The sequence below is a fragment of the Marinomonas flavescens genome (assembly GCF_004352835.1).
Classification (GTDB): domain Bacteria; phylum Pseudomonadota; class Gammaproteobacteria; order Pseudomonadales; family Marinomonadaceae; genus Marinomonas; species Marinomonas flavescens.
Genome location: NZ_SJSB01000014.1, coordinates 46,019 through 72,452 on the forward strand (window position 1 = coordinate 46,019; position 26,434 = coordinate 72,452).

The window sequence follows — 26,434 nt, forward strand, 5'->3', positions numbered from 1 at the left end:
TTATTCAGGCTTTTCTGCTTCGGATTTCTTACGTTTTTTCTGTTCGTACATAGCCAAATCTGCGGCAGCTACCATGTCATCTAATGACTTCTTCGTATCATAAGGAAAAGAAGCTACGCCAACGCTAAATTCAATTTTGTAGGGCTTATTAATACGAACATTCATGTCTGCAATCGCATCGTCAAAGCGACTCAACAGCGCATTAACTTTGTCGATAGCTATATCTGATAACATGATGACAAACTCATCCCCACCTAGACGGCCGATAATGTCACTTTCTCGAAACGTTTCACGCATAACTTCTGCAAACTGAATGAGTGCAACATCACCTTCATGATGACCATAAAGGTCATTAATCACTTTAAACTTATCTAAGTCGAGCAAAATAAACACCATAGACATTTTGTCACGATGGCATACTTTCTTGGCATAATCCGCCAACGACATAAAACCACGGCGGCAAGAAACCATCGTTAGGTCATCAAAGGTCGCCCACTGCATCGATTTAATCTCTTGCTCAATCATTGCACCAAAGTCCTCTAGCAGCTGCTTATCTTCAGCACTAAGCTCTCTGGGTTTTGAATCAATAATACACAAGGTCCCTAAATTAATTCCGGGGCGTAACTTAAGAGGATAGCCCGCATAAAAACGAACTTTAGGGTCTCCAGTTACCAATGGATTATCAGCAAACCGCTCATCCTTCAGGGTATCAGGTACGATAAAGACCTCATCCTGATTGATTGCATGACCGCAAAAAGACAATGCTCGAGGAGTTTCTGTTACTTCTAAACCTTGGCAAGACTTAAACCACTGCCGATCTTCATCAATCAAACTTACCAAGGTAATGGGCACTTTAAACATCTGCTTAGCCATACGAGTAATGCGGTCAAACCTTTCTTCATAAGAAGTATCAAGGATTTTAAGCGCTCTTAAAGCATGCAATCGTTCTGCCTCATTTGGCGGTTGTTTTGGTTCTTTCATGTCGACTCCTTATCTTCATATCAGCTAACATCCGCTGTTATCTCAATGCTAATAATGCAAAACAATGTTGTTACCCATTGATAGCAAATATCTACCTATGGTTTTTCTATTCGAGCTTAGACAACGTTCTACTGCATCCCCCTGCTATTTTCACTATATGACCCTAATAGACAATAATCAGAGTAAAGCAATACCAGTGGTGTGCCTAACGACATTTGAGCGTCTATTCCAACCTTTACAAAATACCCTGTATTAATTGAATAAGTGTTTCAATTCTTGCTCAAACCAGCTCAAGGCGGGGCCCACCGTTTGCTGACTAGGACGCACCCATTCTACAGGTGCTTGCCATGGTTTATAGTCAAAATTAAAAGGCAGTTTCATTAGCTTACCACCCGTAATATCTTCTTCAACCATGTGGCAAGGCAAATAACTCCACGCTAAACCAAGCCTAGTAAGTTGTCGTAGAGTATCAAAATTATTGCAGTACATTTTTTGTACTGAAATTGGCAAAAAATGCGTGAGATGACGCCCATTTACACCTCGAATTAACAATTGCTTATGAGACATAATATCGCGTATATCAATCTGGGATAACGCCGCTAACGGATGATTAGGGTGAGCAACCGCGTAAAAAGGCAAATCTCCTAAGTTACAAACATCAAACGCACTTTCTAGACCGATATTAGCAAACTGTAGACCGATGTCCGCCTTGCCTTGACTGAGGTGATCCATCATATCTGGACTGGCAATACTGTGTATTTCGACCTCTGAGGCAACAAAATGATGACTAAGGTCCACCAAAATACTTTTTAACTTGGGCAACATTAAAGCATCATCAATGGCAATAATGAGATGAGACTCTTCCGCTTTAGATAACGCGGTCGCCGCTTTATTAAGCTCCTGACTCTGTTTTAAAACCGCTTGGGCGTAGCCAAGAAGCTTGTCACCTGCTGGTGTTAATACCGGTGTTCTGGCGCTTCGATCAAATAACAAGGTATCCAAATCTATCTCTAATGCGGCAATAGATTGGCTAATGGCAGACTGAGCTTTAGAGAGTTTTCTGGCGCAAGCCGAAAACGAACCAGTGGCGGCAACCTCTGAAAAAATTCTTAATTGCTCCAAGCTATACATATCAAAAACTCTGTTAGAAAAAAACATTTTACCATCACTAAAACCGATAGTAATTAACTTTGATCTATCCTGATTTCAGGTCATTATTGCGTTTTTAGAACACTTGCACTTGGAGCTCTCTGGTTATGTCACTGATGTCGGTAAAAGAACGCGTTTTTCACAGCTTATTATTTGAAGGACTGGCATTGTTAGTTGTCGTGCCGACGTCGGCATTACTGATGGGAACGGAAATGGTGACCATGACAGGCCTAGGTATCGCCATGTCATTAACGGCCATGACATGGAATTTTTTGTATAACTTAGGATTCGATTCGATATTTGGCCATCAACGTATCAAAAGAACCTTACTGACGAGAGTATTTCATAGTTTAGGCTTTGAATTAGGTTTATTACTCGCCACCGTACCGCTCATTATGTGGATGCTAAATCTGTCTGCTTGGCCTGCACTCATCTTCGCAAGTGGTCTAGTTGTTTTCTTCTTAGCGTATGCCATCACATTTAATTATGGCTACGATCATATTCGCTTTCGTCTCGTTGAGAGCAAAGCGGCTAATTAAAAAAAATGGAATTGAACGTAATTTGTATAAGGTAAAGTTATAGACCTCACAGCAGGTTTGCCGTGAGGTCTATAAGCGATGTTAATCCACCTTAGTAGATTATATTTTGAATTGATCGATTGACGAGTCTAGCTCTGTTGAAAGTCTAAGCAGTTCGGATGACAGAGCTTTACTACTTTCTGAGCTTTGCTGTGTTTGCTTAGCCATTTCATTGATATCAATGATGCTATTGTTAATTTCTGAAGCGACCTGTGTCTGTTGTTCGGCCGCCGTTGCTATTTGATTGTTCATATCCAATATATCGGAAATCGCTTCACTTATACTCTTAAGTGCTTCATTTGCAGTCAGTGCCTTCGCTGAGGTTGATACCGCACTATTAACATTAGCCTCCATAAGCTCAACCGATCTTTTCGCTTCGCTTTGGAGACGGGTAATCACAGTTTGTATTTCTTGTGTGCTGGCTTTGGTGCGATTAGCAAGATTACGCACTTCGTCGGCCACCACGGCAAAACCTCTCCCGTGCTCACCAGCTCTCGCTGCTTCAATGGCGGCGTTTAATGCCAGCAAGTTAGTCTGCTCTGAAATGGCATCAATCACCGCAAGGATAGAGCCAATTTCCTGTGTTTCAGATTCTAGCTGTCGAGTGGCTGTCGTTACATTTTGGATTTCTGAAACCAATGAAGTGATGTCGTCGTTCATTTCATTGACCGCTTTTTCTCCATTGAGTGCATAGATATTCGCTTTATCAGCCGCATCAGAAGCCATGAGCGTATTGCGAGCAACCTCTTCAGCCGTTGCGGTCATTTCGTTCATGGCTGTGGATGTTGATACCAAGTGATCCATTTGAGATTGTGAGCTTCTATTAGTTTGCAGCGCGGCTGCCGCTGTTTCATCGGAGGCAGCTTTAAGTTTTAAATTTGTAGCGGTAATCGAATGAACGATGTTTTGTAAGCTTACAATCATCTTTAGGGTTGCTGCGAAAATGCCTGTGTCATCAGGAGTAGGTGCTCTATTTAAAGTGAGATCACCTTCTGATACGTCACGAACTAAGCTTTCAATCTCGGTTGGCTCGCCACCGATAGGCTTGTACATTAATTTATTGATAATCAAGTAGACTACAAACAAGGAAATTAATATAAGAACAGTGGATACCAGAATGCTGCGCACTAGATTGCTATTAGAGGCAGAATTAAGAGCAGCATTAGAGGAGCTAGACCATACGATCCACTTTAACTCACGCGTTATCGTTTTTTGGACTAAGCTTTTCTGTCCATTAAGCAAGACACTGTATAGGCCAGCAGGTTTTGCTTCGTAACCACTTAGCGAAGGTATTGCTTTGTAAATATTTTCACCTACGTTGTGTTCTGTAGATGAGATAATGAATCCGTCAGCCCGCGTTATTATCACATTATTCGTACTGGTTAGGCTGTTAGCAAATTTGGCAACACTCCCCACTGAAATATTAATATTCAAACTACCAATAAGGTCGCCATCTCGGATTACTGGTACAGCAACGGCCGTAAGTGTCTTACCGGATGCGCTTTGAAATGGCGTAGTAACGACTTTTTTCTCTCCTGAAAAGATACGTTCATACCATTCTCGCTTAAGTGCCTTTGCATTAAAGCCTACTTCAATACCATTTTTATCGTGCGAACTGCCATCTTTAAGGCCTAAATAGGCTTCTTCAGCACCCAGTTCGCTTATTAGAGACGCAAGTATAGGGGCTAATTTTTCATCATTCACATCCCCATTTGCACTGACAGGAACGCTAAGGGCGGCTATCGATAGTGCGTCAAAATATCGCTCCATATGTTGATCAAGCGCGTCTGAAATAAGTAACGATTCATTCTGTAATATACTGGTTCCATTGCCAGTCGACTCACTTTTAAAAGCCATATAATTGCTAGTTGTTACAATAGAAATGGCTATTATGAATAAGCCACCTATTGATAGTATTAGTTTTAACTTTGCGCTCATTTTCTCTGCCTATAATTGAAATTTACTGAGGGGGAATCGAATTCGGGTCTATATTAATAGTTATAATTCTGTTTTTTTAACGACAAGGAAAGCTAGTCACTTTTACATTAAATATCGAGAGGTCAAGGTCTAAAATAGTGCCGATTATGCGTTGGTTTTCTACATTTATTAGGCTTACTTTTTGCTGCATATATAATCTTTTTTCGAAACAAAACCAATCACCCTTACCAATAGCATTATGGTTGATATTAAGCCTTACTCTGCCTTTGGTGTTGGGTGTTGGGTGTTGGGTGTTGGGTGTTGGGTGTTGGGTGTGTCTATTGAGGCCGTATAGCGCTAATGATCAAGAAAGCGGAGATTAAAACCACATCGTTTTTTTGCTCTCTAAAAAATAACTATTATTCAATATATTAGCATTCATAGTCGAAATAATTACATTTATTCTATCGATTTCTAACTTTGTAAGTGCAGACTGAGCCACCAAAATAATCAAGGTGGCAATTAGTAATTGCTTTTTCATTAACCAAAATATTGCATGAGTTACGGCATATTTTTAGATTTCTTATAAAACAATTTTCCCTTGGCGACAGATTATTGACAATAATGGGCGGGGACGGTGCGATTTTTAAACAAAAAAAGGCGAGCCTAAGCCCGCCTTTCTATTACTTATTCTGAACAGTTTATCCGTTAGCTTAATGCTCTGGAATGATGTTCTAGGTGCTCATCAATGAAGCTAGCGATGAAGAAGTAGCTATGGTCGTAACCTGGCTGGCGGCGCAAGGTAATCGGGTGTCCAACACTTTCACATGCGGCTTCAATCGCCTCAGGTTTGAGCTGTTCCACTAAGAAATTATCCGCTTCACCTTGATCGATAAACAGTGGCAAACGCTCTTCCGCTTTCTCGATTAGATAAGTAGCATCCCACTCTTCCCATGCTTTGCGATCTTCACCCAGATAACCGGTAAAGGCTTTCTCACCCCAAGGGCATTGTGTTGGGTTTACGATCGGCGCAAAAGCAGAAACAGACTGGTATTTGCCCGGATTTTTAAGTGCACAAACCAAAGCACCATGTCCGCCCATAGAATGACCAGAAATAGAACGCTGATCCGTCACTGGAAAGTGGGCTTCAACCAAATGCGGTAATTCTTGAACCACATAATCGTACATATGATACGTATTAGAATACGGTTCCACCGTGGCGTTCAGATAAAAACCTGCGCCAGAACCAAAGTCATAACTAGCATGCTCTTCAGGATAATCCGTACCGCGTGGGCTAGTATCTGGGCACACAATCGCCAAGCCAAGTTCTGACGCTTTACGAAGAGCACCGGCTTTCTGCATAAAGTTTTCATCGGTACAGGTTAAGCCAGACAACCAATACAACACTGGTACTTTTTGTGTTTCCGCTTGTGGTGGTAAATAAATAGCAAAAGTCATTTCACCACGAACCGACAAGCTTTCGTGGCGGTAACGTTTCAACCAGCCACCAAAAGCTTTTGTACTAGATAGCAATTCCATCTTTACATTCCTTTCAGGTTGCACGGAAAACACCGTGCGACCGTATGAAAAAATTTATTTATCAAAAAGGATAACAGTACGAATACTTTCGCCTTTATGCATCAAATCGAATGCTTTGTTGATGTCTTCAAGCGGCATAGTATGCGTCACGAATGGATCAATTTCGATCTTGCCATTCATGTAATCTTCTACGTAACCAGGCAATTGACTGCGACCTTTTACACCACCAAAAGCAGAGCCTTTCCAGACTCGACCTGTTACCAACTGGAATGGACGCGTTGAGATCTCTTGACCTGCACCCGCTACGCCAATGATGATGGATTCGCCCCAACCTTTATGGCAACACTCAAGCGCTGAGCGCATAAGATCAACATTACCGATACACTCAAAAGAGTAATCTACGCCTCCGTCAGTCATGTCCACAACGACTTGCTGAATCGGTGCATCGAATTTTTTCGGGTTAACGCAATCGGTCGCACCAAATTGCTTAGCCATTTCAAATTTAGATTCGTTAATGTCGATCGCGATGATACGACCTGCGCCCGCCATACGTGCGCCTTGAATAACAGACAACCCAATGCCACCCAAACCAAATACCGCTACCGTGTCACCTTTTTCTACTTTCGCTGTATTCAATACCGCGCCGATACCAGTGGTAATACCACAACCTAGCAAACAGACTTTTTCCAGTGGCGCATCAACCTGAATTTTTGCCAGGGCAATTTCCGGTACTACACTGTATTCAGAAAACGTTGACGTCCCCATATAATGAAAAATAGGTTCACCATTAATACTAAAACGACTGGTGCCATCTGGCATTAGGCCTTTACCTTGCGTTTCACGAACCGCACTGCATAAATTAGTTTTGCCTGATTTACAGAACTTACATTCACCACACTCAGCCGTATAAAGAGGAATGACGTGATCACCTGCTTTAAGCGTCGTGACACCTTCACCGACGGCTTCAACAACACCAGCACCTTCATGGCCTAGAATTGCAGGAAATACGCCCTCTGGATCGTCGCCCGATAAGGTAAACGCATCCGTGTGACAAACGCCCGTTGCGACCATACGTACTAACACTTCACCCGCTTGTGGGTCTTGAACATCTACTTCTTCAATTTTAAGTGGTTGGCCTGGGCCCCAAGCAACTGCTGCTTTACATTTCATTGCGTTCTCCAAAATATGTTTTAACGAAAAGGATAAGATAATTTAAGTGCAGCTACTTTATCCCTAAATGATTAAGACGATAATAGCTATTTTAGAAAATGATTATTGCCACACAGCATCAATCATTTTTTCTTTCAAAGATTCACGTTAAAATACCAGCCGACTAATTAACGAAAAAAGCGAGCGCGTAATGAAAAACTGGGAAGCCATGGAGGCCTTTATTGAAGTCGTACGACAAGGTAGTTTTTCCGCCGCCGCCATACAACTTAAAGTATCCGCTTCACACATCAGCCGCCTTATTACTCAACTAGAAAGCGAGCTGGGCACCACCTTATTGTTTCGAACTACAAGGCGCATCCGTTTAAGTGAAGCAGGCGAACTTTACTACCAACACTGTCGAGGTTTACCAGAAGCCTTAAGCAGTGCTGAAGAAGTTATCTCTACGCTAAATCAAGCGCCCATTGGCCCATTTAAAATGACCTGCGCTACAACGTTTGGGGAGCGCTTTATTGCGCCCTTAATGAACGATTTTTTGATTGATCATCCCAAGATAGAATTGGATTTTCATCTTACTAATCGAGAAGTAGACCTGATCGAAGAAGGCTATGATTTAGCCATCCGAATGGGGGCACTAAAGGACTCTAGCCATTTATCACGACGGCTCTGCGATCGTGCGGAATATTTGTGCGCTTCTAGAAGCTACGTGGATCAGCACGGCATTCCTCACACTTTGGCCGAGTTGAGTAAACATCAATGCCTTATCGGTTCAAAAAACCATTGGTTATTTCAACAAGACGGTCAACGCAAAGAAGTAAAAATCGTCAGTAATTGGCGCAGCAACTCAGGCCCAGCCTTACTAGACGCCGTTAGAAAAGGACTCGGTATCGCACAGCTACCCGATTATTATGTTGCCGATGACCTTGCTTCTGGACACCTCATTGCCCTGCTACCACAGTACCAATACCCTTATAGCGGTGTTTGGTTAGTCTATCCAAAAGTACGTCAACCTTCGCCAAAGTTACAGAAAATCTGTGATTATTTGATTCATCGACTCAAACAAAATCCGCCTTTTTAGCCTCAATAAGCCTATCTATAATCTCCCCAAATTAAGAGGCCAGCGTCATGGATCTAAGATTATTTTTATTAACAGTAATGACATAATCATGGATATTTAACCCCATTACATCCGTGCCCTTAATCTTAATGGCATCCCCTTTTCCATCACTAATGTTAAAGGTGAAATCCACCATCAAAATAGAATCTCCCTGAAAAGATGCGGTATGTGAAGATGCGTTTAGCTTCACATTTAAATGCACCTTATTAGGCGTCGTATATTGGGAAATTAACGTCGTTGTTTGTTTCGTACCGGAAAAGGCTTTTTCTAATGAAAGCGGACTTTTCTCATGGTGTATGTTTTGAGTCGCATGCATAACAGGAGACTCAAAATGACGTAATGCATTAAAGAAAGAAGGATTGTTTTTGATTTGTTCTGGTGTCGCTAAACTCAATACATCTCTGGAGCTAAAGGTAATGTGTATATCAAATGGCACATGTGTATTTGTTGCTAAAGGCGAAGTGTTACAAAAAGCCGAAGAGGTAAATAGAGCTAAAATGCCCCCCAGAAGTAGATTCTTTGTGATCAATTTCATTGCTATTCCTTAACGCTTGGATGAGTAGATATATTAAAAATCAATTTATGTCAGTTGTGCTTCTATAAATTGAAAATAGTGTTATTCAAATAAGTTAAGTCCACACAAGGTGGAACGCAGTGGGCAACTGGCTGGTATCAGATAGAACAAAAGACGCCACGGCGATGGCTGCATAGCCAGTAAGGCGTGCCTATGATTAAATACGCTAAACAATTTTGATAAACGAGCCAGCTATGTTTTCCCAACAAGATCTTGTCCAAGTTGCCCGCCAAACGATGCCATTCGGAAAGTACAATGGCCGTATTTTGATCGACTTACCCGAAGCCTATTTACTATGGTTTGCCAAAGAAGGTTGGCCGAGTGGCAATCTAGGACAGTGGCTACAACTGGCATTGGAAATCAAAATTAATGGCTTGGAAAAATTAGTAGATCCTCTGCGCAATCCAACCGAGAAAAAAACAGATGAACCGAAGGTTCGAATTCGTTTTGATAATTAAGCTTTACATACTCGATGGTAGTGGTATAGATCGTCGCCTTCCGATTTCTCTATTAATGTAAATCCAGCTCGTTCAGCGACTTTTTGCGACGCAATATTAGTCGCTTTTATTTGTGCTAATAACACGCCATCGAAGCCTTGAATAAAGGCATTTAACATTTTTTGTGCGATGCCTTTACCCCGAGATTTAGGTGCGACAGTCCAAGATAAAATCCAACCGTCTTTGTCTTTATCTGCACGTATTGTTCCGACCGCTCGATGATTCAACTCAGCAATACACAACTTACGATGCTCATTATGAATAGTCGATTTTAACCATTTCAAGTGACTCGCTACTTCCACTCTTTCTGGTGAGAGAGACGCTTGGCGCGTAACTATGTCATTACGCCATTCCAATAAGCAATCGGCGTCGCTCATGGTCGCTGGTCGAAGAAAAAACTTCGAATTCATCGGTGCCTCCAAATTAAGTACTATTTCTTGCATTCAACGAACGAAGCACTTGCTCGATATCATGCTGTACGAAAGAGTCCTAAGATAATCATTATCTTGTTTAATAGGCAAGTATTAGGATCGGATCACCTTTTTAACATCACAAGAAATACACGAATGAAGACCCATCCCCACCTTGACCCGATGTAAACTTTGCAAAAAAAACCAGCGCATTTGCGCTGGTCTATTTATGCTTTTTAGCAAGAGAGACAAAACGAATCGTGAAACTATAATCCACCATGGGTTAATTTTGCGGGATCTAATAAAGCCAATAATTCTTCTCGGCTCAAATCAGTATTTTCTTCCGCTACATCAACAACAGGACGCCCTTCTTTATACGCTTTTTTGGCAATTTCAGCGGCCTTGGCATAACCAATAATAGGGTTCAATGCGGTGACTAAAATCGGGTTGCGATGCAAGGCTTCATTCAGCTTGTCTTCGTTGATCGTCAATGTCGCAATGGCACTATCCGCTAACAATTGACCGCTATTCGCTAACAACTTAATGCTGCTAAGCAAATTTTTCGCGATCATTGGTAACATAACATTGAGCTCAAAATTCCCAGCTTGCCCACCAATGGTAATCGCAGCGTCATTACCAATAACCTGTGCCGCCACCATAGCCGCGGCTTCAGGAATAACAGGATTCACTTTACCCGGCATAATAGATGAACCAGGTTGTAAGGCTTGCAGAGTAATTTCACCTAAACCAGCCAATGGGCCCGAATTCATCCAACGAAGGTCATTGGCGATTTTCATATACGTGACGGCTACCGCTTTCAGCTGGCCCGACAGCGCGACAGCTGTGTCTTGGGAACCTATCAAAGCAAAGAAATTCTCACCGGGTGTAAAGGTTACTTTAGTTAAATAAGAAAGCTCTTTGGCAAACAATGCGGCAAACTCAGGGTGTGCATTAATACCGGTACCAACCGCCGTTCCACCTTGTGCAAGGCGAGTAATTTTCGTCTCTATGTACTGCAAATTATCTAGATTATCGCCGAGTTGAGCAGCCCAAGCATGAAACGTTTGATCAAAACGAACCGGCATAGCATCCATTAAATGCGTTCGACCTGTTTTGGTATAATCTTTTAATGTGTCGCCTTTTTCTTCAATTACGGCTTTTAGATGTGAAAGCGCTGGGATTAAATGCCCCGTTAGCTCAATGCTCGCACTCACATGAATGGCACTCGGTATCACATCGTTACTGCTTTGACCAAAATTCACATGATCATTAGGGCTAATCGGCGTATCACAGTGACGACTTGCCATCGTTGCTATCACCTCATTCGCATTCATATTAGTACTAGTACCAGAGCCTGTTTGATACACATCCACAGGGAAATGCGTCATTAGGTTTGTGTCACTCAACAATACTTCACACGCGCTTTGAATCGCCTGAGACTGCTCAGAAGTAATGCATTTTAGAGTTTCATTAGCTCGTGCCGCAGCCGCTTTGATCAGAATAAGAGCGCGTATAAACGCTTCAGGAAGAGGCTCGCCACTAACAGGAAAGTTATTAATTGCTCGTTGAGTTTGTGCGCCATAAAGCGCACTTTCAGGGACATTTAGTTCACCCATGCTGTCTTTTTCAATTCGCATTTTCATAATCTAACGATTTCCTTATGATTCTAATGAGCATAAAAAATAGTGGCTGAGGGTTCGTAAATCATGCTCCATTCTGAAATAAGCTTTAGCGTCTTGATAAGTCACAATCAGCCGTTTTAAATTCGCCAAAGGTCGATACACCATGTCTAAGCAGACTTGTCGCCAATGCGGCGCGATGTGGGTGTCACACACAGTATCTAATAAGACATTAAATACTCTCTGATGCAATGTAACAGCATCAGTAATATTTAGTCTATCGGCATATTCTTCACTGATCTTAAGGTAATGGTAAAGCACTTCTGGCGAATCTGCGCACTGACCGCCTTGAATGGTTTGCTCAATCACTGAAAATGGAACGAGATAATGGCTCATGCTGTTGTCCGCCTATTGAAATGATAACTATTATCAATAATGAAACGTGATAACTTACCTGTCAAGTTATTGATAACGATTCCCATTAAAATAAAAACCAGCGTTATTTAAAATCGGAGCATGCTTATGACAGTTACCTTGAAAAACGCCGCCAGTGCCGCTATGTGAAAGACAACACGATTGCTGTCCTCTAAAAACAAAAAAAGCCCCTGCTACCAAAGGCAACAGAGGCTTATTAAGCAATAATATTACTTAGTGGTGATGACCACCGACACCGTGCGCATGACCATGAGCAATTTCATCATCTGTTGCTTCACGAGCCTCTACAATTTCAATATTAAACGTTAAATCTTTACCGGATAGAGGATGGTTTAGATCTACTATCGCACGCTTTAGACCAGATTTGATAATTGTCACCTGACGCATGCCTTGCTCTGTTTGAATCATCGCGATCATGCCAGGTTTCCAGCGTTTACCACCTTGGAGATGCTTCACTGGCACTTCTTGTGTTCGATCTTCATGACGGTCACCATAAGCGTCTGCGCTTGGTACAGTCACTTCAAATTCTGCACCTACTTCTTTTCCTTCCATGGCTTTTTCAAGTCCAGGAATAACATTGCCATGGCCGTGTAAATAAGAAATAGGGTCTTTGCCCGCGGAAGTTTCGATCAATTCTTCGCCGTGACGAAGTGTGTAGTTAAATTGAACGACTTGGTTGTCAGCAATGGACATGGTATTTCCTCTGTTAATTTAGCTCAGCAATGTAGCTCAGTTATTTAATTGATCAGTGCAATCGCACATTTTGCGCGACATTATAGAGTGTCCCTAGAAAATGGCGAACTCTATTGCGTCTTCTTTGATTGATATTCCCTTAATCATAGAAGCCGTTGCCTTTTCTCTTGTTGAATGGTTTAGCACATAAACGGGGTGCGTATCAAAATATTGCGCTAACTTTTTCTCAAAGTCATCATGTAAAGACCCCAATGTCGAGCGCAGTATTTTATCGTTAAAGCTTGAACCTTCTACGGCAATTTTAGTGATTTTTGGCGCCACTAAATACACTCGATTTTCTTCTAATCGGACACCTGACTCAAACGATGGATTCACCTTAGTACTAAACGAAAAAGACTGCCCAAAAGCGCTCAACGTCCCCTGTAATTCAGTCTTCATATCCACCAGCGCCAAACCACCGTCTCGATCCGTTAAATCAATATGGGCAGATTTCACCAATAGGTTCATATCTAACGTGTTACCACTTTCAAGTGTCAATTGAATATGATTGGACTTAGGTTGCTCTAATTGTTTCGCAACCGCTTGATTTAATTCGGTCTCGCTTACGCTTAAACCATCACAACCTGCAAGAGTCAGCGTTGATATCAATAAAACAGTGACCGCTATTGCTCGACGAATTTTCATGTATTTCTCCTAAAAGAATGCAGTCTAATCACTGCTGCGCCCGTTTTTCGTACCAAAAATTCATAAAGTCTTCCGTCACTTTTTGCTCAATCACCATCGCTTCTTCTGTAGGACAAAACAGTGACACCGTAAAAACGTTGTAACCTTCAGGCGAAGTGGTAATTCGAACTCTTGGTTCTGGGCCAGATATTTTAATGTCTAAACGTTTTTCAATGAGGCTGTTATAACGAATTGCCACTTCATGAAAATGCTCGCTGTATTCACGTATTTTATCCAGTATTTGGCCTTTAATTTCAAACAAATTCACGTCATCAGTTAGTCTGGAAATTGAAAAGTTATGAGTGACATAACGACGCATATAATTCAAATTCTGAACCGTATGTGTCAATAAAATACTATTCGGAATAACAGTCGTTCGACCGGTATAGCCATAACTCCCACCTTTTAAATCCACGTCAAAAAGCGTCGTAGAAAGCCAATCACTGTCCGTTACTTCTCCTTCACAATTGGCTACTCGTATCCAGTCTCCAACCTGATAAGGCCTAGTGCTCGCACGATAAAATGCCCCCACAATACAAGAGATAAATTCTTTTGTTGCTAAGACCAAAGCCACCATGAACGCAGCAATAGAAATAGCAATATTTTGCAGCTCAGAAGACCAAATAAGAATAAAGCCAACCACTAAAAGAAGATTAAAAATATTGTCTATTGAATTAATCCGCTGACGCTTTTTGTCATGCTCTAAAGTCGCATGCAGACGAATAGCACGTTTGGTGTAACGTCTAATAATGTAAGACAGTAAAATCCAGAGGATTGTCAAAAATATTTCGAGATGATTTCTCACCACCGAGAAATCCAAATCTGAAAAATTAAGCTGAGAAAATTCGAATGACATAACAATAAGGTTCCTTCATTAAGAGCGCCACTTTATCAATCATTTTATTAATCACCAACTAAAAGCACTAGACAGAGTGAAAAATAATACTGTATATTCGTACAGTATTATTTTTCAGGAAGGTGGATCATGCCTGTAGTTATTAAATACGTTGTAGAACGTGATGGAATTGAAAAAATGACATTTACTTCCAAAACAGAAGCCGATGCCTATGACAAGCTACTCGACACAGCCGATGCTCTCTATGAAGTGCTTGATAGCAGTGAGTTAGCAGGGGATCATGCTCAAAAAGAAGCGTTGTCTATGTATCTAGCAGAAAACAAAGAAACGCTTTTAGAAGCCTTAGGAGCAAAACGAAAAGTCACACCAAAAAGCAAAACAAAGTCTAAAAAGACGCAAGCGAACGGCAATACTACGCTGCCATTAGAAGACCTTGTGATTGAACCAGATGAAGATGCTCTTTACGACGAAGACGAAAACTCGGACTCTTTTGAGGATACCGAAAGCTATATTGAAAGTGATGCCGCCTAAGCAATAAGACGCGGTTAATGGAATCAAAACATCGCACTTAAGCGGTGTTTTGATTCACAAGCTATTACAAAATCTAATAAGACGCTTTCATCCCTTCACGGACCCACTCCCAGTCCGCACTATTTATCTATAAAAATACAAAAACAGCTAACACAGACAAGATAAAAGTGTATAAACCTTTTATTATTACCCTTCATATTAAAGTTCTTTAGGAACAGCCCTACATGATTGATGCCTTACTACTGACATTTATTTTCCTTGTTGCTGGAATTGTTTCTGTGCCCATTGCTGCTAGGCTGGGACTAGGCTCTGTGCTCGGTTATTTATTAGCGGGCATTATCATCAGCCCTATTCTTTCTGTGTTAAATGTCGATCTCGCTTCGGTGCAAAATTTTGGCGAACTAGGCGTGGTTTTGATGCTGTTTTTAGTCGGACTAGAGCTAAACCCTAAAAAACTATGGGCTATGAAAACCCGCCTTCTTGGCCTAGGCGGCGGCCAAGTAGTGCTGACAGCACTCCTTATTATGGGCACCTCCATGTTGTTAAATCAGTCATGGCGAATTAGCCTAGCCGTCGGTCTAGTTCTTGCGCTTTCTTCTACTGCTATTGTCCTACAAACCCTTGGTGAAAAAGGCCTGCTACGCTCAGATGGTGGCCAATCCTCTTTTTCTGTCCTGCTCGCTCAAGACATCATTGTTATTCCGATGTTAGCGTTTATCCCTTTATTAGCCACGCCAGAGTTGCTCAACGCGCTGAATCATACCGTTAGCCAAGCATCGACCCACGGTGGCAGTTGGAATCTACTAGAAGGTCTTTCTACATGGCAAGTAACGCTGGTGACTATTGGTGCGATTATCACCGTCGTCTTGGGCGGCAGCTATTTATCCAGTCCTGTTTTCCGTTTTATTGCATCTGCTCAACTGCGTGAACTCTTTACTGCTACTGCATTAATGTTTGTTATTGGCACCACATTATTAATGTCTGTTGTGGGGCTATCTCCTGCACTTGGCACCTTCTTAGCTGGCGTTGTATTAGCAAATTCACCCTACCGACATGAGCTAGAAAGTGACATTGCTCCCTTTAAAGGGTTGTTACTGGGCTTGTTCTTCATGACTGTGGGTGCGGGCATTAACTTCAGTCTATTAGCCAGTCATTTCACGACAATAATAGCCATGACGCTCGGCGTTATTGTATTAAAAATGCTCGCGTTATTACTCTTGGGAGTCTCGTTTAATATACGTGGGGCAGACAAATGGCTGTTTGCATTAGGATTGGCTCAAGCGGGGGAATTCGGCTTTGTTCTACTGTCATTTACAGTCGCTAATGGCGTTATTCCTAAAGCGCTAGCAGATCAACTCTTGCTTGTTGTTGCACTATCTATGCTACTCACCCCAATCCTCTTTATCCTTTATGATCGCTATTTAGCCCCACGTTATTTGAAAGACAAAGATGACCAACCTCAAGGTGTTGGCATGCCTAATGATAAAAAAATCATCATTGCGGGTTCTGGCCGTATGGGCAGTCTAATTGACCGAATGCTAAGCCTTGCAGGGTACGAAACCACCGTTATTGACTACAGTACAAAGCAACTAAGAACACTGCAGCGTTTTGGCGTAAACAACTATTTTGGCGATGTCACTCGACCTGAATTATTGCTCGCGGCGGGAATAGAAGACGCGAAATTACTCGTCGTTGCCATTGACGATCCAGAACAAATATCCAAGTTAGTAAAATACGTTATGGAGCACTTTCCTCACTTGCACGTCATATCGCGGGCACAAGATCGTCACCATGTTTATGATTTGTGGTCCTACGGTTGTCGCGATATTGTTCGTGAAGTTCACGACAGTAGCTTACGAATGGGGCGGTCTGCGTTTGAAGCACTAGGGGTTTCCCAAGACAGCGCAGAGAAAATGGTCGATCTATACAGAAAGCACGACCAAGATGCGATGGTTGCCGTGGCCGATGCCCATGAAATTGGCATTCCGGCGGATGAAAACAGCAACTATATCGCAAAAGTAAAAGCCTTTTTGGAGGCCTCAGATCCAGATTTGAAAACTCAGATGCAGTCTTATCGAGACACTAAATAAAGATTGAATCACAAAACAATAGACTCTCTTGCTTCTAAAGAAGCGGAGAGTTTAGGAGGCTTGTTGCTTAAGCGTGGCTTTATATACATGCTTAACATGTATTAAGCTTATTAATTTAATAATCGGTTTTATCAACAATTGTCCGCTGCCCAAAATAAATAACCAAGTACCATCAACCACCAAGGCTTCTTTGAGAAAAAAGAAACTGCCTACCAAAAACCACACAGCAATCAGAAAATCATTTAAAGCACCAAGGGCTTCGTAGCGCCTTTGGATAATAATGTGATCTTGATCTAAGTCGAACTCTAATATGTCCTTATCCTTTTGAAGCATTAAACCTTTTCCCTTTATTTTATGCAGTGACGCTAAAGACCAGACCTTAGTATCACCGCATAATGTTTATTAACGTAAAAATATTAACGCAAAAAGTTATCCCTCAGTAAAGACACAACTTCATCAGTACGACCATTAAGAACCGCTTTTAAACCGAACATCGCCGTAGAAGCCACTTGATTTGCCTCTATTTTTGGTGGCATAACCAACTCCATACGACTCACTTTAACATCCAAAATAGCAGGTTTGTCTGTCGCTAACCATTGCTTCATGGCATCTTCAAGCTGGTCTACGCTGTCGACCCGCCAGCCTTCTAAACCAAGTGAACGTGCAACGTTCGCAAAGTCTGGATTCTTCAAATCGGTAAAAGAGTCTAACAAACCTTCTACCCTTTGTTCCATTTCTACAAAACCAAGAGACTCATTATTAAAAATAAGCAGTTTTACAGGGATATTCTCTTGCACTAACGTCAGTAAATCCCCCATCAACATGCTCATGCCACCGTCGCCACACATAGCAATCACTTGTCGGTTTGGGTAGGCTTTAGCGATACCTAACGCTTGTGGATAGGCATTCGCCATGGTGCCGTGTAACAAACTCGTTAAAAAACTGCGCTTACCTGTTGCCGTTAAATGGCGTAATAACCACACCATTGGCGAGCCACCATCGGCTGTAAACGCGGCATCATCATCGGCAAGTTTATCCAACGTATGGGCCACTGTTTGAGGATGCAATAATGCATTCCCCGATTTCGCTTCTGACACATAGTCTTCTTTGTCTTTTTTCCACTGATCAAGCGCCTTTGTCAGATGCGCTTGATCAGATTTAAGCGATAATTTGGGTAACAACGCATTGACCGTATCTCTAACGTCTCCGACTAAGCCTAAATCAATTGGACTACGCTTACCTAAATGACTCGCGTCACTATCTACTTGTACTATCTTCGCTTTTTCTGGATAAAATTGGGTGTACGCAAAGTCGCTCCCAAGGCAAAGTAGCAAGTCACAGTCTGCTACCGCTTCCATACCTGCTCGATTCCCCAGCACCCCTGTCATACCGACTTGATTGGGATTATTCGGTTCAATAAATTCCTTTGAGCGAGAGCTATGTACAATAGGCGCTTTCAGTACATTAGATAATTCAACCAATTCATCTCTAGCCCCTTTAGCGCCAATGCCTGCATATAAAGTCACTCGTTTCGCAGCATTCACCATGGTAGCCAATTCGGCTATTTCGGAATCATTGGGGCGCACTGTAGGCTGCGCTAAATGAACGCGCCAAGGCGCATCATCATGCACGGTTTCTTGGAACATATCGCCATTCACAATAATGACCGCCACGCCGTTTTTTGAAAGTGCAGACTGAGCAGCTTGTACGGTAATCCGACGCGCCTGATCTGGATGAGAGATTCGTTCACAAAAAACAGAGCACTGTTCATACAGTGATTTTTGATCGACTTCTTGAGGGAAGTTTAGCCCTTCTTCACGACGATCAACATTAGACGCAATCATCACCACCGGTGCGCCGTTTCGATGACTTTCAAAAATACCATTAATAAAGTGTAAGCTGCCTGGACCACACGTTCCTGCACATAAAGAAAGCTGGCCGGTCATATAAGACTCACCACCTGCCGCGAAAGCCCCGACCTCCTCATGTCGAACATGCACCCAGTCTATTTCTGAGCCTCGGATCTCATTCGTCAGGTGGTTTATGGTATCGCCAACAATGCCATAACAACGTTTTGCGCCCGCTTCACTGAGCGTATCAACTATGATTTTTGCGACTGTTTTGCTCATTTTCTAACTCCCAAGGGTGATAAAAAGACCCTCAACAGCATGCTAGATCTAGATGACTTAATCAGTAAATTCGAAGGGATTCCTCCCTATCTGCAAACAGTTTACACACTGAACAAAAAACACTCTATTTCCTGCCCTACTCTCTATTTCTTACTCTGTGATAAAGAGTGACTCCTTTTTCTATAAACAATACGCAGATTTAAGCTTAACTCTGCGATGCATTAAGTCTACATAGCGTTAACGTATTGGCGTAAGATACAGCGCGAATCAAAAACACACTAACAAGCCCTTTTAATTGTACTTTTAATCGTTATAACTCTTTGTTTTGTTACGATAATAGTGGACAGGAATTACCACGGATGTTGAATTTTTCAATTGTTACTATCGCATTATGCGTTTTTCTTTATTTAGCTTTTTCACCCAGACTCGCACGCATCGAAGGTTGGAGAGCGACAGTCACTCCACTGGCCTCTATTATGGGCAGCGGCTTCCTCGTCGTCGCACCATTACTTGCTGATTCAGTCGGTTATTTTGCGGTATTCTGCATGGGGATTTTGTTACTGCTGTCTTATTCTGTTGGCAGTGCTATTCGCTTTAATATTCGCCACTTTGAACCTATCGAACACCAAAGAGGACCAGCACAAACGGTTTCTTTCGTTTCTCGTATTGTCTTAGCAGGCGCCTATTTCATCTCGGTTACCTATTATTTACAGCTATTATCAGCCTTCTTACTAAAAGCATTTGGCTATGAAAGCGAACTCTGGTCCAACGTGATTACCACGATTATTCTGCTCTTCATCGGAGGAGTTGGAATGTGGCGTGGATTAAGCCAATTAGAAAAAATTGAAAGCTACGCAGTGAGCCTTAATCTTGGCATGATTGCGGGTCTTTTATTTGCTTTAGCCGTGTATAACATTAAGTTAATTTCCTCAGGAAGTTGGCACTTACCCGAGTTAGATTCGACGATAGATTTGCATGACTTACGCGTACTTTTAGGCTTACTGATTGTCGTACAAGGCTTTGAAACATCTCGTTACCTACAAAGTGAACATCCAGCTGAATTACGCATTAGCACCATGCGTCTCGCCCAATGGATTTCTGCAGGGATTTACATTATTTTCTTAAGCCTAATGACGGTATTATTCCGTCAAGGCATGGGCGCGGATGTGACTGCCATAACAAGCATGGTTGCGCCTGTCGCAATACTCCTTCCAATATTAATATCAATTGCTGCTATTGGTAGTCAATTTTCTGCGTCTGTTGCGGACACCTCGGGTGCAGGTGGTTTGGTAGAAGACATCGCTCAACAAAAAATTCCTATCCGCTATGCTTACTTACTGGTTCTTATTGTGACAATTTTTCTCACATGGGCAACCGACGTCAACGCGATTATTGCTTATGCTTCACGCGCTTTTGCATTGTTCTATACTTTGCAGTCTGCAACCGCCGCTATTGTCGCCTACCAAACTCAAGATGTGACAAGACGTACGCAAAAAATAGCCTTCTATAGCGTCATTTCAATAATCTGTTTATTGGTGTTTTTATTAGGTTTGCCTGCGGAATAAGTTGTTTCAAGACGGGAGGTAAATCACAAAAAAAGCCGTAATACATTATTTTATTACGGCTTTCCTTGGTTAGTGATTCTTTGAGTAATTGCGTTGAATGCTGAGCAGCAAACCATCATTATTAAGAGCGCGGCAACTCGGTATAAGGACGAGTAACCACGCGGCGTAAAGTATAGACAATGACCGCCAAAGCAACGATCCCAAATACCGTTCCCGCACCGCCGACACTTTGAATATCAACGCGTTGAATAACTTGATTACCTATCAGCGCACCAGCCCCAATGCCTAAATTAATAATGCCTGAGAATAAAGACATAATAATGTCTGAGGCATTGGTATCCACGTTGAAGACACGTACTTGTGCAGACAATGTCACCATCATAAGAGCAGCTCCCCAAAAGATAGCCAACAACACCATAGAGAACTCATCATGGGCAGCAAAATACAAACCACCGGTTGATAAAGCGACCACTAAAGTACTGCCTACCAATAATTGAGAATTCGCCCGCTCTCCAAAATAGCTAAATAAAATACTGCCTAAAATACCAGCACCACCAAATAACAATAAAATGAGCGTCGTAAACCCAGCACTGCTATGTCCAACTTCTTTTAAGAAAGGCTCAATATAGCTATAAGCGGTGTAATGCGCGGTAAAAATCAAAAAGATAAATAAATACAAGAAGATCAAAATAGGATTTTTTATCAATTCTGACACTTTACTAAGCGTGCCCGAAAACAAGCTTGGTAAACTTGGCAACAAACGCGATAACACAATGGTAATCACTAAAGAGATAACGCCAATCACGGCAAACGTTGTTCGCCACCCTAAAGATTCTCCGATTAAACGACCGATCGGCACACCGAGCACCATGGCCAAACCTGTGCCTGTCGCCAATACACTTAACGCAAAGTTTTTCTTACCCCATGGCGCAACACGAATAGCAATCGAGGCCGTAATCGACCAGAACACAGCATGAGCAAGGGCAATTCCGATACGACTCATTACTAGAACGTCAAAACTCCAAGCCACAACCGATAAAATATGACTAACTACAAAGAGTATAAAACTACAAAGCAACAAGGTTTTACGATTCACTTTGCCAGTAATCAACATCAGCGGCAGAGACATTAAAGCCACTATCCAAGCATAAACCGTCAGCATCCAGCCTGCGTGTGCCGGTGAAATCTGAAAGTCTTTAGCAATAGACGACAACAAACCAACAGGGACAAACTCTGTGGTGTTAACAATAAACGCGGCAACACCCAGCATAATCACGCGAAAATATTGAGTTTTAGTCGATACTTGATCAACCATAGGAGAATCCAAGTTCATTTTGACCTGCAAAATAGTAAGAGATATTTAAAGAATATATTGTCTGCTTTTTACACAAAAACAGAAGTCTAAAATATGAATGTTTCAGTCAATGTAGAGCAGTAACGTTTAATCGACTATTTTTCTAATCGAGCCGATTTTTATTAGAGGGTATTTTTATTTTTCGCGGCCAATTTATTTGCCAATACAGCGCAAATAAATATCTGAAGAGGATGATAAATCATAATGGGCAATAACAACATACCTAGCATAGGACTGGCACCAAAGATGGCTTTCGCCATTGGTATACCTGCCGCGAGCGTTTTCTTTGTGCCACAGAATAACCCTGCCGATTGATCCGCCAGCTCAAAGCCCAGAAACTTTGCCAGCACTATCAATAAGCCGATCATAAACAATAAAATTAACAGGCATAAAACAATCACAGTGAACAAGGTCACTAAGTCAAAATCATGCCAAATACCACGTACCACAGAATCACAAAACGCATTATAAACAATCAGTAAAATGACGAGTTTATCTAATTTACTCGTAATCGTTTTATATTGGGCCAACCATTCACCAATGAATGGCCGTATTAACTGCCCTACAACCATTGGTAATAGCAATAAAACGGCAATATGACCAACCGTACGGCCAATATCAATATGCTCACCGGTGACACTCATAAAAAGCTGCACAAACAGCGGGGTCAGAAAAATCCCTAACACACTCGATAACGAGGCATTAAAAATAGCACCGGGCACATTACCGCCAGCAATCGCCGTCATAGCAACAGAAGAAGAAATCGTGCTGGGTAAAATCAATAAGAAACAAAAACCAAACGCCAATGCTTGCGGCAAGAGTTGCTCAAACCAATGACCTAGCAACACCCAAATAAGCGGATAAATAACAAAAGTCGCCGACTGAATAAATAGATGTAGCCGCCAACTACTCAGGCCTTTACGAACGTCTCTCGGAGAAAGGCTCACGCCATGTAACAAGAAGACAAACGCAATCCCCCACTGCGTAACTTGATCAAGATGTAATGGCCCATGACTGGCGCCTGCCATGGGGAACAGCACCGCCAAACCTATAGCGACGAGCATTCCCACCAAAAACCATTCTTTTTTTACCAAGCTCAACAAAACAGTCTCATTCCATATTTTACATAGTGGCTAACATCGCGTTTATTCTCCGGCTTTAAGCATCCCTTGTGACGCAGAAATGTGCGCTAAACCCTAGACTTCAACAACAAGAAGAAAAACGGCCTAATTAATGTGTACAAATCTGTGGAGCCTGATAATCAAGCCCTAATAATTTAAAATAATTTTCACCCAAAGCAATATTTCGAAAAGCTTCATCATTAAGATACTGATTTATACGCCCAGTGGCGTTTAGCTCACTTTGATAGACCTCGAAAGTATTGTCTCGAAAAGCGACAAAATCAGATCCTGGCAAAATACGTGTCGAATATTTATTTAAAAACGCCACATATTTAGCTTGATTATTAGGTTTACTAAAGTAGTAATCATCCAAAATTCGCCATGAGATATCCATCATCAGATTCGGATATTTATCGAGCAAACGCGTCAAAATCGCAATGTGGTCAGATGCCTTCATCTTAATTTCTTCCTGAGACAATCCTAAATGCGCCCAAACAATCTTGTTATCTGGATACAACGCCAATACCTTCTCCATCAATGGTAAATACAAGGTCGGCGACGAGTCATTTCCTATGTCAGCATGGATCGTGAGGGGGAAATGGCGTTTCCTCAACTCCGCCATAAAGTCTGACCAATGCTCAATATTTTCAAATGTCGCGGCCTTATGCTGATTGTGCAATTGTGCTTGTTTAATAAGGTTCACTTCGCCCATCCAGTGAAATAAGCCGGGGTATTCTTTGTCATAAAGCTTCATTATCTCGATCGTTGGACCAGGATTAGACAAATCCGTAAAGGTCATCGACAAGGTCAGATGCAGCTTATTCGTTTTGAATTCGACCATGTTTGCAGCATTAACAAAGTCATTCCGAATGGTTGGCGAAACAGGAACACCAGGACACTTAGAATAATCTGAACAAGTAGAATTGGCAGGCAGCATCTGTCCAATCCCATACACATTGACAAAACGCACGCTGGTTCGTAACAAATAGTCATTCATTGTCTGAAACGGAATCGCCTTTCCATCAAACGGCCGATAATGTAAGTGTGAATCGACAACCGCGGTATAAGGCTCAGTTGCTCTGTTATAACAGGCAGATTCACCACGAAATGAGTCAAGCGAACGATCTATAACGTCACCATTAGAAGAGGCGCATCCCGTCAAAAAAAACGCCTGTAAAACAAAATAAAGACAACGCCGCATCACAATATTTCCTAGTAAATAAGACTATTAAAGACCGTAAATTTCACTGAGTATTACTTACAAATCGCAGCTGATCGAACCTGTAATGCGTTTTTGCCAGTTTTTTAACGTTACTGAACGATAATGGCTCATCTCAGCGTCAGGCACAAAAGACGTAATACCCACATGATCTAATAAGGCGGTCATGGCGGATTCTGCCGCTCGAATGGCACCATCGTCACATTTTAACGCAATGCCAAGTTTCAACTCAGGAATCGCAGCAACATACACGCCTTCTGCACCCAGTTTCAAAAACACACGCTGTTGTAACGTCGTCATCATATCGGTGCAGTAACGCTCGGTACCTGCCACCATAAAAGGGTGTTTGACGACGGCATCGTATAAAGTTTTACAGGCTTTTTGTCGCGAAGGGGATAATTCGTCAGGGCTCGAAAATTTAGCAAAAGCCAGCGCAAGGTTCGTCAGAGGCATGGCCCATGTCGGCGCAGAACAACCATCTGGCGACCAAGGTGTATTGGTATAATCGTACTCACACATCTCAGCCATGGTCGCGGAAATTTTTTGTTGTACTGGGTGATCGATCTCTATGTAACCATGATGTGAAGTATCAAGGAGCTTAGCCAAGCCAAGCATACCAGCATGCTTTCCTGAGCAGTTATTGTGTAATTGGTTCGGTGTTTTGCCTTCGCCCGCCAGCTCGTAACTTGTCTCAGCGCGCATCGGCCAATGACAACCACATTCAAAATCGTGTTCAGACAAGGCTAACTTATCTAGCATGCTTTGCACTGTCGCCACATGTTTTGGCTCACCACTATGCGACGCACAGCAAATAGCGATTTCTTCAGCGCTAAAATCAAACAGTTCCGCGCCATTCATTTCAATAAACGCCAACGCTTGCATGGCTTTTATCGCGCTACGAGGGTAAACCAGCGACGCCACGTCGCCCCAAGATTCCACCAAGTCGCCAGTACTCGACACAATAACCGCCTTAATACTGTGTTCGCTTTCAACAATACCGCCGCGGGTCACTTGAACGGAAAGAGAATCGTGCTGCATTCTAAACTCCTTGTCTGAAAATAACGTGGCCAACAGACTAAAAGGAACGGGCGTTTACTACAAGTGAAAACAGAGCCTTTAGCAGCGTTTAACCAAGATGAAACCACCACATCCATGAAAACTATTTACTTTCTATTAGGTTCCAAAAGGCTTCGACCATGGGGTTTTTCAGATTCTTTTTCAGGGTAATCAAGCCAATGTCATAAGGTTCTAATTCTGGTTGCACATCGAGTACCTGAATACGATCTGCCAATGGACTATTGTCTAGTACGATTTTGGGTACCACGCCAATACCAAAGCCTAAGCTCACCATACTAACGATGGCCTCATTCCCTGTTACTTGTGCATAAATGCGTGGCGAAATAGCATGCTGTGCAAACCAATCATCCACCCGATGACGGGAGACGCCACTTTCAGACAATATCATCGGAATGTTCGCCCACTCTTTTGGGTCTTGTGGCGATGTTGTTGGCACATTGGGTACGAGCTGCTCTATTGGGGCAATAAAGAGTAACGGCGAAATAGCAATGGGCTTAAACGCCACGCCACGAGGCAACTTACTTGGCCTAGCGGCGATGGTGATATCTTCCGAGCCATCCAATATATGAGCAATTGCGTGCTCTGGATCGCCGGTTCTGAGTTTGATTTCAATACCGGGGTGAGCAAGACGGAACCGACTCAACAACTCGAACAGAAAACTGTAACTGGCCGTCACCGAGCCATATAGGCTAATTTCCCCACGTAGTTGGTCTGGTGTTTCGGTCAATTCATGACGAATCATATTCCATTGGTTACTGGTATCGCGGGCATATTTCAGAAACTTTTTACCCTCCATGGTTAACGTGACCGTTCTATTGTCACGATTAAACAGGTTTACACCGACTTCATTTTCTAGCTGTCGAATGTTGCGCGATAACGCAGAAATGCTGATATGACACTCGTCGCTAGCGCGGCCAAAGTGGAGCGTGTCTGCTAACGCAAGAAAGTGTTTTAAGGATCGTATATTCATAAATGTCATTTTATCTGATGTTTGCAATAAATGGGACGTTATATTGCAAATATATCAATTTACGAAAAGCTAGCTTTTCTATAGAGTGGCTTTATTGACATTGTTTTGCGAACCTCACAAGCA

General features: G+C 42.3%; 25 protein-coding genes. 6 read left to right on the plus strand and 19 right to left on the minus strand.

Annotation, left to right across the window (positions count from 1 at the left end):
• Both E0D70_RS13745 and E0D70_RS13750 read right to left on the minus strand, forming a co-directional pair.
• On the minus strand, positions 1-981 hold the full coding sequence (locus E0D70_RS13745) for a sensor domain-containing diguanylate cyclase (protein WP_133012863.1): 981 nt from the start codon (positions 979-981) through the stop codon (positions 1-3).
• A 252-nt stretch (positions 982-1,233) separates the two neighbouring features.
• Positions 1,234-2,112, minus strand: a complete 879-nt coding sequence (locus tag E0D70_RS13750) for a LysR family transcriptional regulator (protein ID WP_165942911.1) — start codon at positions 2,110-2,112, stop codon at positions 1,234-1,236.
• Positions 2,113-2,237: 125 nt separating this feature from the next.
• On the opposite strand from E0D70_RS13750, the gene E0D70_RS13755 reads away from it, so the two are divergent.
• Positions 2,238-2,669 (plus strand): PACE efflux transporter, encoded by a 432-nt coding sequence (locus E0D70_RS13755; RefSeq protein WP_207923274.1) that lies wholly within the window; start codon positions 2,238-2,240, stop codon positions 2,667-2,669.
• A 99-nt stretch (positions 2,670-2,768) separates the two neighbouring features.
• Here the strand turns inward: E0D70_RS13755 and E0D70_RS13760 are convergent, their stop codons facing one another.
• The 3 genes from E0D70_RS13760 to E0D70_RS13770 form a co-directional block, all read right to left on the minus strand.
• Positions 2,769-4,646 (minus strand): methyl-accepting chemotaxis protein, encoded by a 1,878-nt coding sequence (locus E0D70_RS13760; RefSeq protein ID WP_133012865.1) that lies wholly within the window; start codon positions 4,644-4,646, stop codon positions 2,769-2,771.
• A 687-nt stretch (positions 4,647-5,333) separates the two neighbouring features.
• On the minus strand, positions 5,334-6,164 hold the full coding sequence (gene fghA, locus E0D70_RS13765; protein ID WP_133012866.1) for an S-formylglutathione hydrolase: 831 nt from the start codon (positions 6,162-6,164) through the stop codon (positions 5,334-5,336).
• Positions 6,165-6,218: 54 nt separating this feature from the next.
• On the minus strand, positions 6,219-7,334 hold the full coding sequence (locus tag E0D70_RS13770) for an S-(hydroxymethyl)glutathione dehydrogenase/class III alcohol dehydrogenase (RefSeq protein WP_133012867.1): 1,116 nt from the start codon (positions 7,332-7,334) through the stop codon (positions 6,219-6,221).
• A 190-nt stretch (positions 7,335-7,524) separates the two neighbouring features.
• On the opposite strand from E0D70_RS13770, the gene E0D70_RS13775 reads away from it, so the two are divergent.
• On the plus strand, positions 7,525-8,409 hold the full coding sequence (locus E0D70_RS13775; protein WP_133012868.1) for a LysR family transcriptional regulator: 885 nt from the start codon (positions 7,525-7,527) through the stop codon (positions 8,407-8,409).
• Positions 8,410-8,440: 31 nt separating this feature from the next.
• On the opposite strand, the gene E0D70_RS13780 is transcribed toward E0D70_RS13775, so the two are convergent.
• Positions 8,441-8,983 (minus strand): hypothetical protein, encoded by a 543-nt coding sequence (locus tag E0D70_RS13780; protein ID WP_133012869.1) that lies wholly within the window; start codon positions 8,981-8,983, stop codon positions 8,441-8,443.
• Between the two features lie 233 nt (positions 8,984-9,216).
• Between E0D70_RS13780 and E0D70_RS13785 the strand changes: the two genes are divergently transcribed.
• Positions 9,217-9,480, plus strand: coding sequence for a DUF3820 family protein (locus E0D70_RS13785; protein ID WP_133012870.1), 264 nt, complete (start codon positions 9,217-9,219; stop codon positions 9,478-9,480).
• Here the strand turns inward: E0D70_RS13785 and E0D70_RS13790 are convergent.
• The 6 genes from E0D70_RS13790 to E0D70_RS13815 all read right to left on the minus strand — a co-directional run bounded on the left by E0D70_RS13790 (position 9,477) and on the right by E0D70_RS13815 (position 14,255).
• A complete protein-coding gene (locus E0D70_RS13790; RefSeq protein WP_133012871.1) occupies positions 9,477-9,929 on the minus strand; it encodes a GNAT family N-acetyltransferase in 453 nt (150 codons plus the stop codon). The genes E0D70_RS13785 and E0D70_RS13790 overlap by 4 nt on opposite strands.
• Positions 9,930-10,195: 266 nt before the next feature.
• Positions 10,196-11,572 carry a class II fumarate hydratase gene (locus tag E0D70_RS13795; protein WP_133012872.1) on the minus strand — a complete coding sequence of 459 codons (1,377 nt, stop codon included), beginning with the start codon at positions 11,570-11,572 and terminating at the stop codon, positions 10,196-10,198.
• Positions 11,573-11,587: 15 nt separating this feature from the next.
• Positions 11,588-11,944, minus strand: coding sequence for a hypothetical protein (locus E0D70_RS13800; RefSeq protein WP_133012873.1), 357 nt, complete (start codon positions 11,942-11,944; stop codon positions 11,588-11,590).
• Positions 11,945-12,196: 252 nt separating this feature from the next.
• The gene (locus E0D70_RS13805) at positions 12,197-12,676 is read right to left on the minus strand and encodes an FKBP-type peptidyl-prolyl cis-trans isomerase (RefSeq protein WP_133012874.1); all 480 of its coding nucleotides are present in this window, start codon (positions 12,674-12,676) and stop codon (positions 12,197-12,199) included.
• A 93-nt stretch (positions 12,677-12,769) separates the two neighbouring features.
• Complete coding sequence (locus E0D70_RS13810) at positions 12,770-13,360, minus strand: DUF1439 domain-containing protein (RefSeq protein ID WP_133012875.1); 591 nt, start codon at positions 13,358-13,360, stop codon at positions 12,770-12,772.
• A 28-nt stretch (positions 13,361-13,388) separates the two neighbouring features.
• Positions 13,389-14,255, minus strand: coding sequence for a mechanosensitive ion channel family protein (locus E0D70_RS13815; protein ID WP_133012876.1), 867 nt, complete (start codon positions 14,253-14,255; stop codon positions 13,389-13,391).
• A 129-nt stretch (positions 14,256-14,384) separates the two neighbouring features.
• On the opposite strand from E0D70_RS13815, the gene E0D70_RS17810 reads away from it, so the two are divergent.
• Positions 14,385-14,786: a YebG family protein gene (locus E0D70_RS17810; RefSeq protein WP_133012877.1), complete on the plus strand. Its 402-nt coding sequence runs from the start codon at positions 14,385-14,387 to the stop codon at positions 14,784-14,786.
• A 224-nt stretch (positions 14,787-15,010) separates the two neighbouring features.
• Entirely contained in the window at positions 15,011-16,876 is a 1,866-nt protein-coding gene (locus tag E0D70_RS13825; RefSeq protein WP_133012878.1) for a cation:proton antiporter domain-containing protein, read from the plus strand.
• Between the two features lie 51 nt (positions 16,877-16,927).
• Here E0D70_RS13825 and E0D70_RS13830 read toward each other — a convergent pair whose 3' ends face one another.
• Complete coding sequence (locus E0D70_RS13830) at positions 16,928-17,209, minus strand: YrhK family protein (protein WP_133012879.1); 282 nt, start codon at positions 17,207-17,209, stop codon at positions 16,928-16,930.
• An 83-nt stretch (positions 17,210-17,292) separates the two neighbouring features.
• Complete coding sequence (locus tag E0D70_RS13835) at positions 17,293-19,005, minus strand: thiamine pyrophosphate-dependent enzyme (protein WP_133012880.1); 1,713 nt, start codon at positions 19,003-19,005, stop codon at positions 17,293-17,295.
• 359 nt (positions 19,006-19,364) lie between these two features.
• Between E0D70_RS13835 and E0D70_RS13840 the strand changes: the two genes are divergently transcribed.
• The gene (locus E0D70_RS13840) at positions 19,365-20,570 is read left to right on the plus strand and encodes a hypothetical protein (protein WP_133012881.1); all 1,206 of its coding nucleotides are present in this window, start codon (positions 19,365-19,367) and stop codon (positions 20,568-20,570) included.
• Positions 20,571-20,691: 121 nt separating this feature from the next.
• Here the strand turns inward: E0D70_RS13840 and E0D70_RS13845 are convergent, their stop codons facing one another.
• The 5 genes from E0D70_RS13845 to ilvY form a co-directional block, all read right to left on the minus strand.
• A complete protein-coding gene (locus tag E0D70_RS13845; protein ID WP_133012882.1) occupies positions 20,692-21,903 on the minus strand; it encodes a sugar transporter in 1,212 nt (403 codons plus the stop codon).
• Between the two features lie 143 nt (positions 21,904-22,046).
• The gene (locus E0D70_RS13850) at positions 22,047-23,027 is read right to left on the minus strand and encodes a bile acid:sodium symporter family protein (RefSeq protein WP_207923275.1); all 981 of its coding nucleotides are present in this window, start codon (positions 23,025-23,027) and stop codon (positions 22,047-22,049) included.
• A 127-nt stretch (positions 23,028-23,154) separates the two neighbouring features.
• Positions 23,155-24,246, minus strand: coding sequence for an amidohydrolase family protein (locus tag E0D70_RS13855; RefSeq protein ID WP_133012883.1), 1,092 nt, complete (start codon positions 24,244-24,246; stop codon positions 23,155-23,157).
• A gap of 57 nt (positions 24,247-24,303) precedes the next feature.
• Positions 24,304-25,302, minus strand: coding sequence for an asparaginase (locus tag E0D70_RS13860; protein WP_133012884.1), 999 nt, complete (start codon positions 25,300-25,302; stop codon positions 24,304-24,306).
• 121 nt (positions 25,303-25,423) lie between these two features.
• The gene (gene ilvY / locus E0D70_RS13865) at positions 25,424-26,311 is read right to left on the minus strand and encodes an HTH-type transcriptional activator IlvY (RefSeq protein WP_133012885.1); all 888 of its coding nucleotides are present in this window, start codon (positions 26,309-26,311) and stop codon (positions 25,424-25,426) included.
• Between the last annotated feature and the right edge of the window lie 123 nt (positions 26,312-26,434).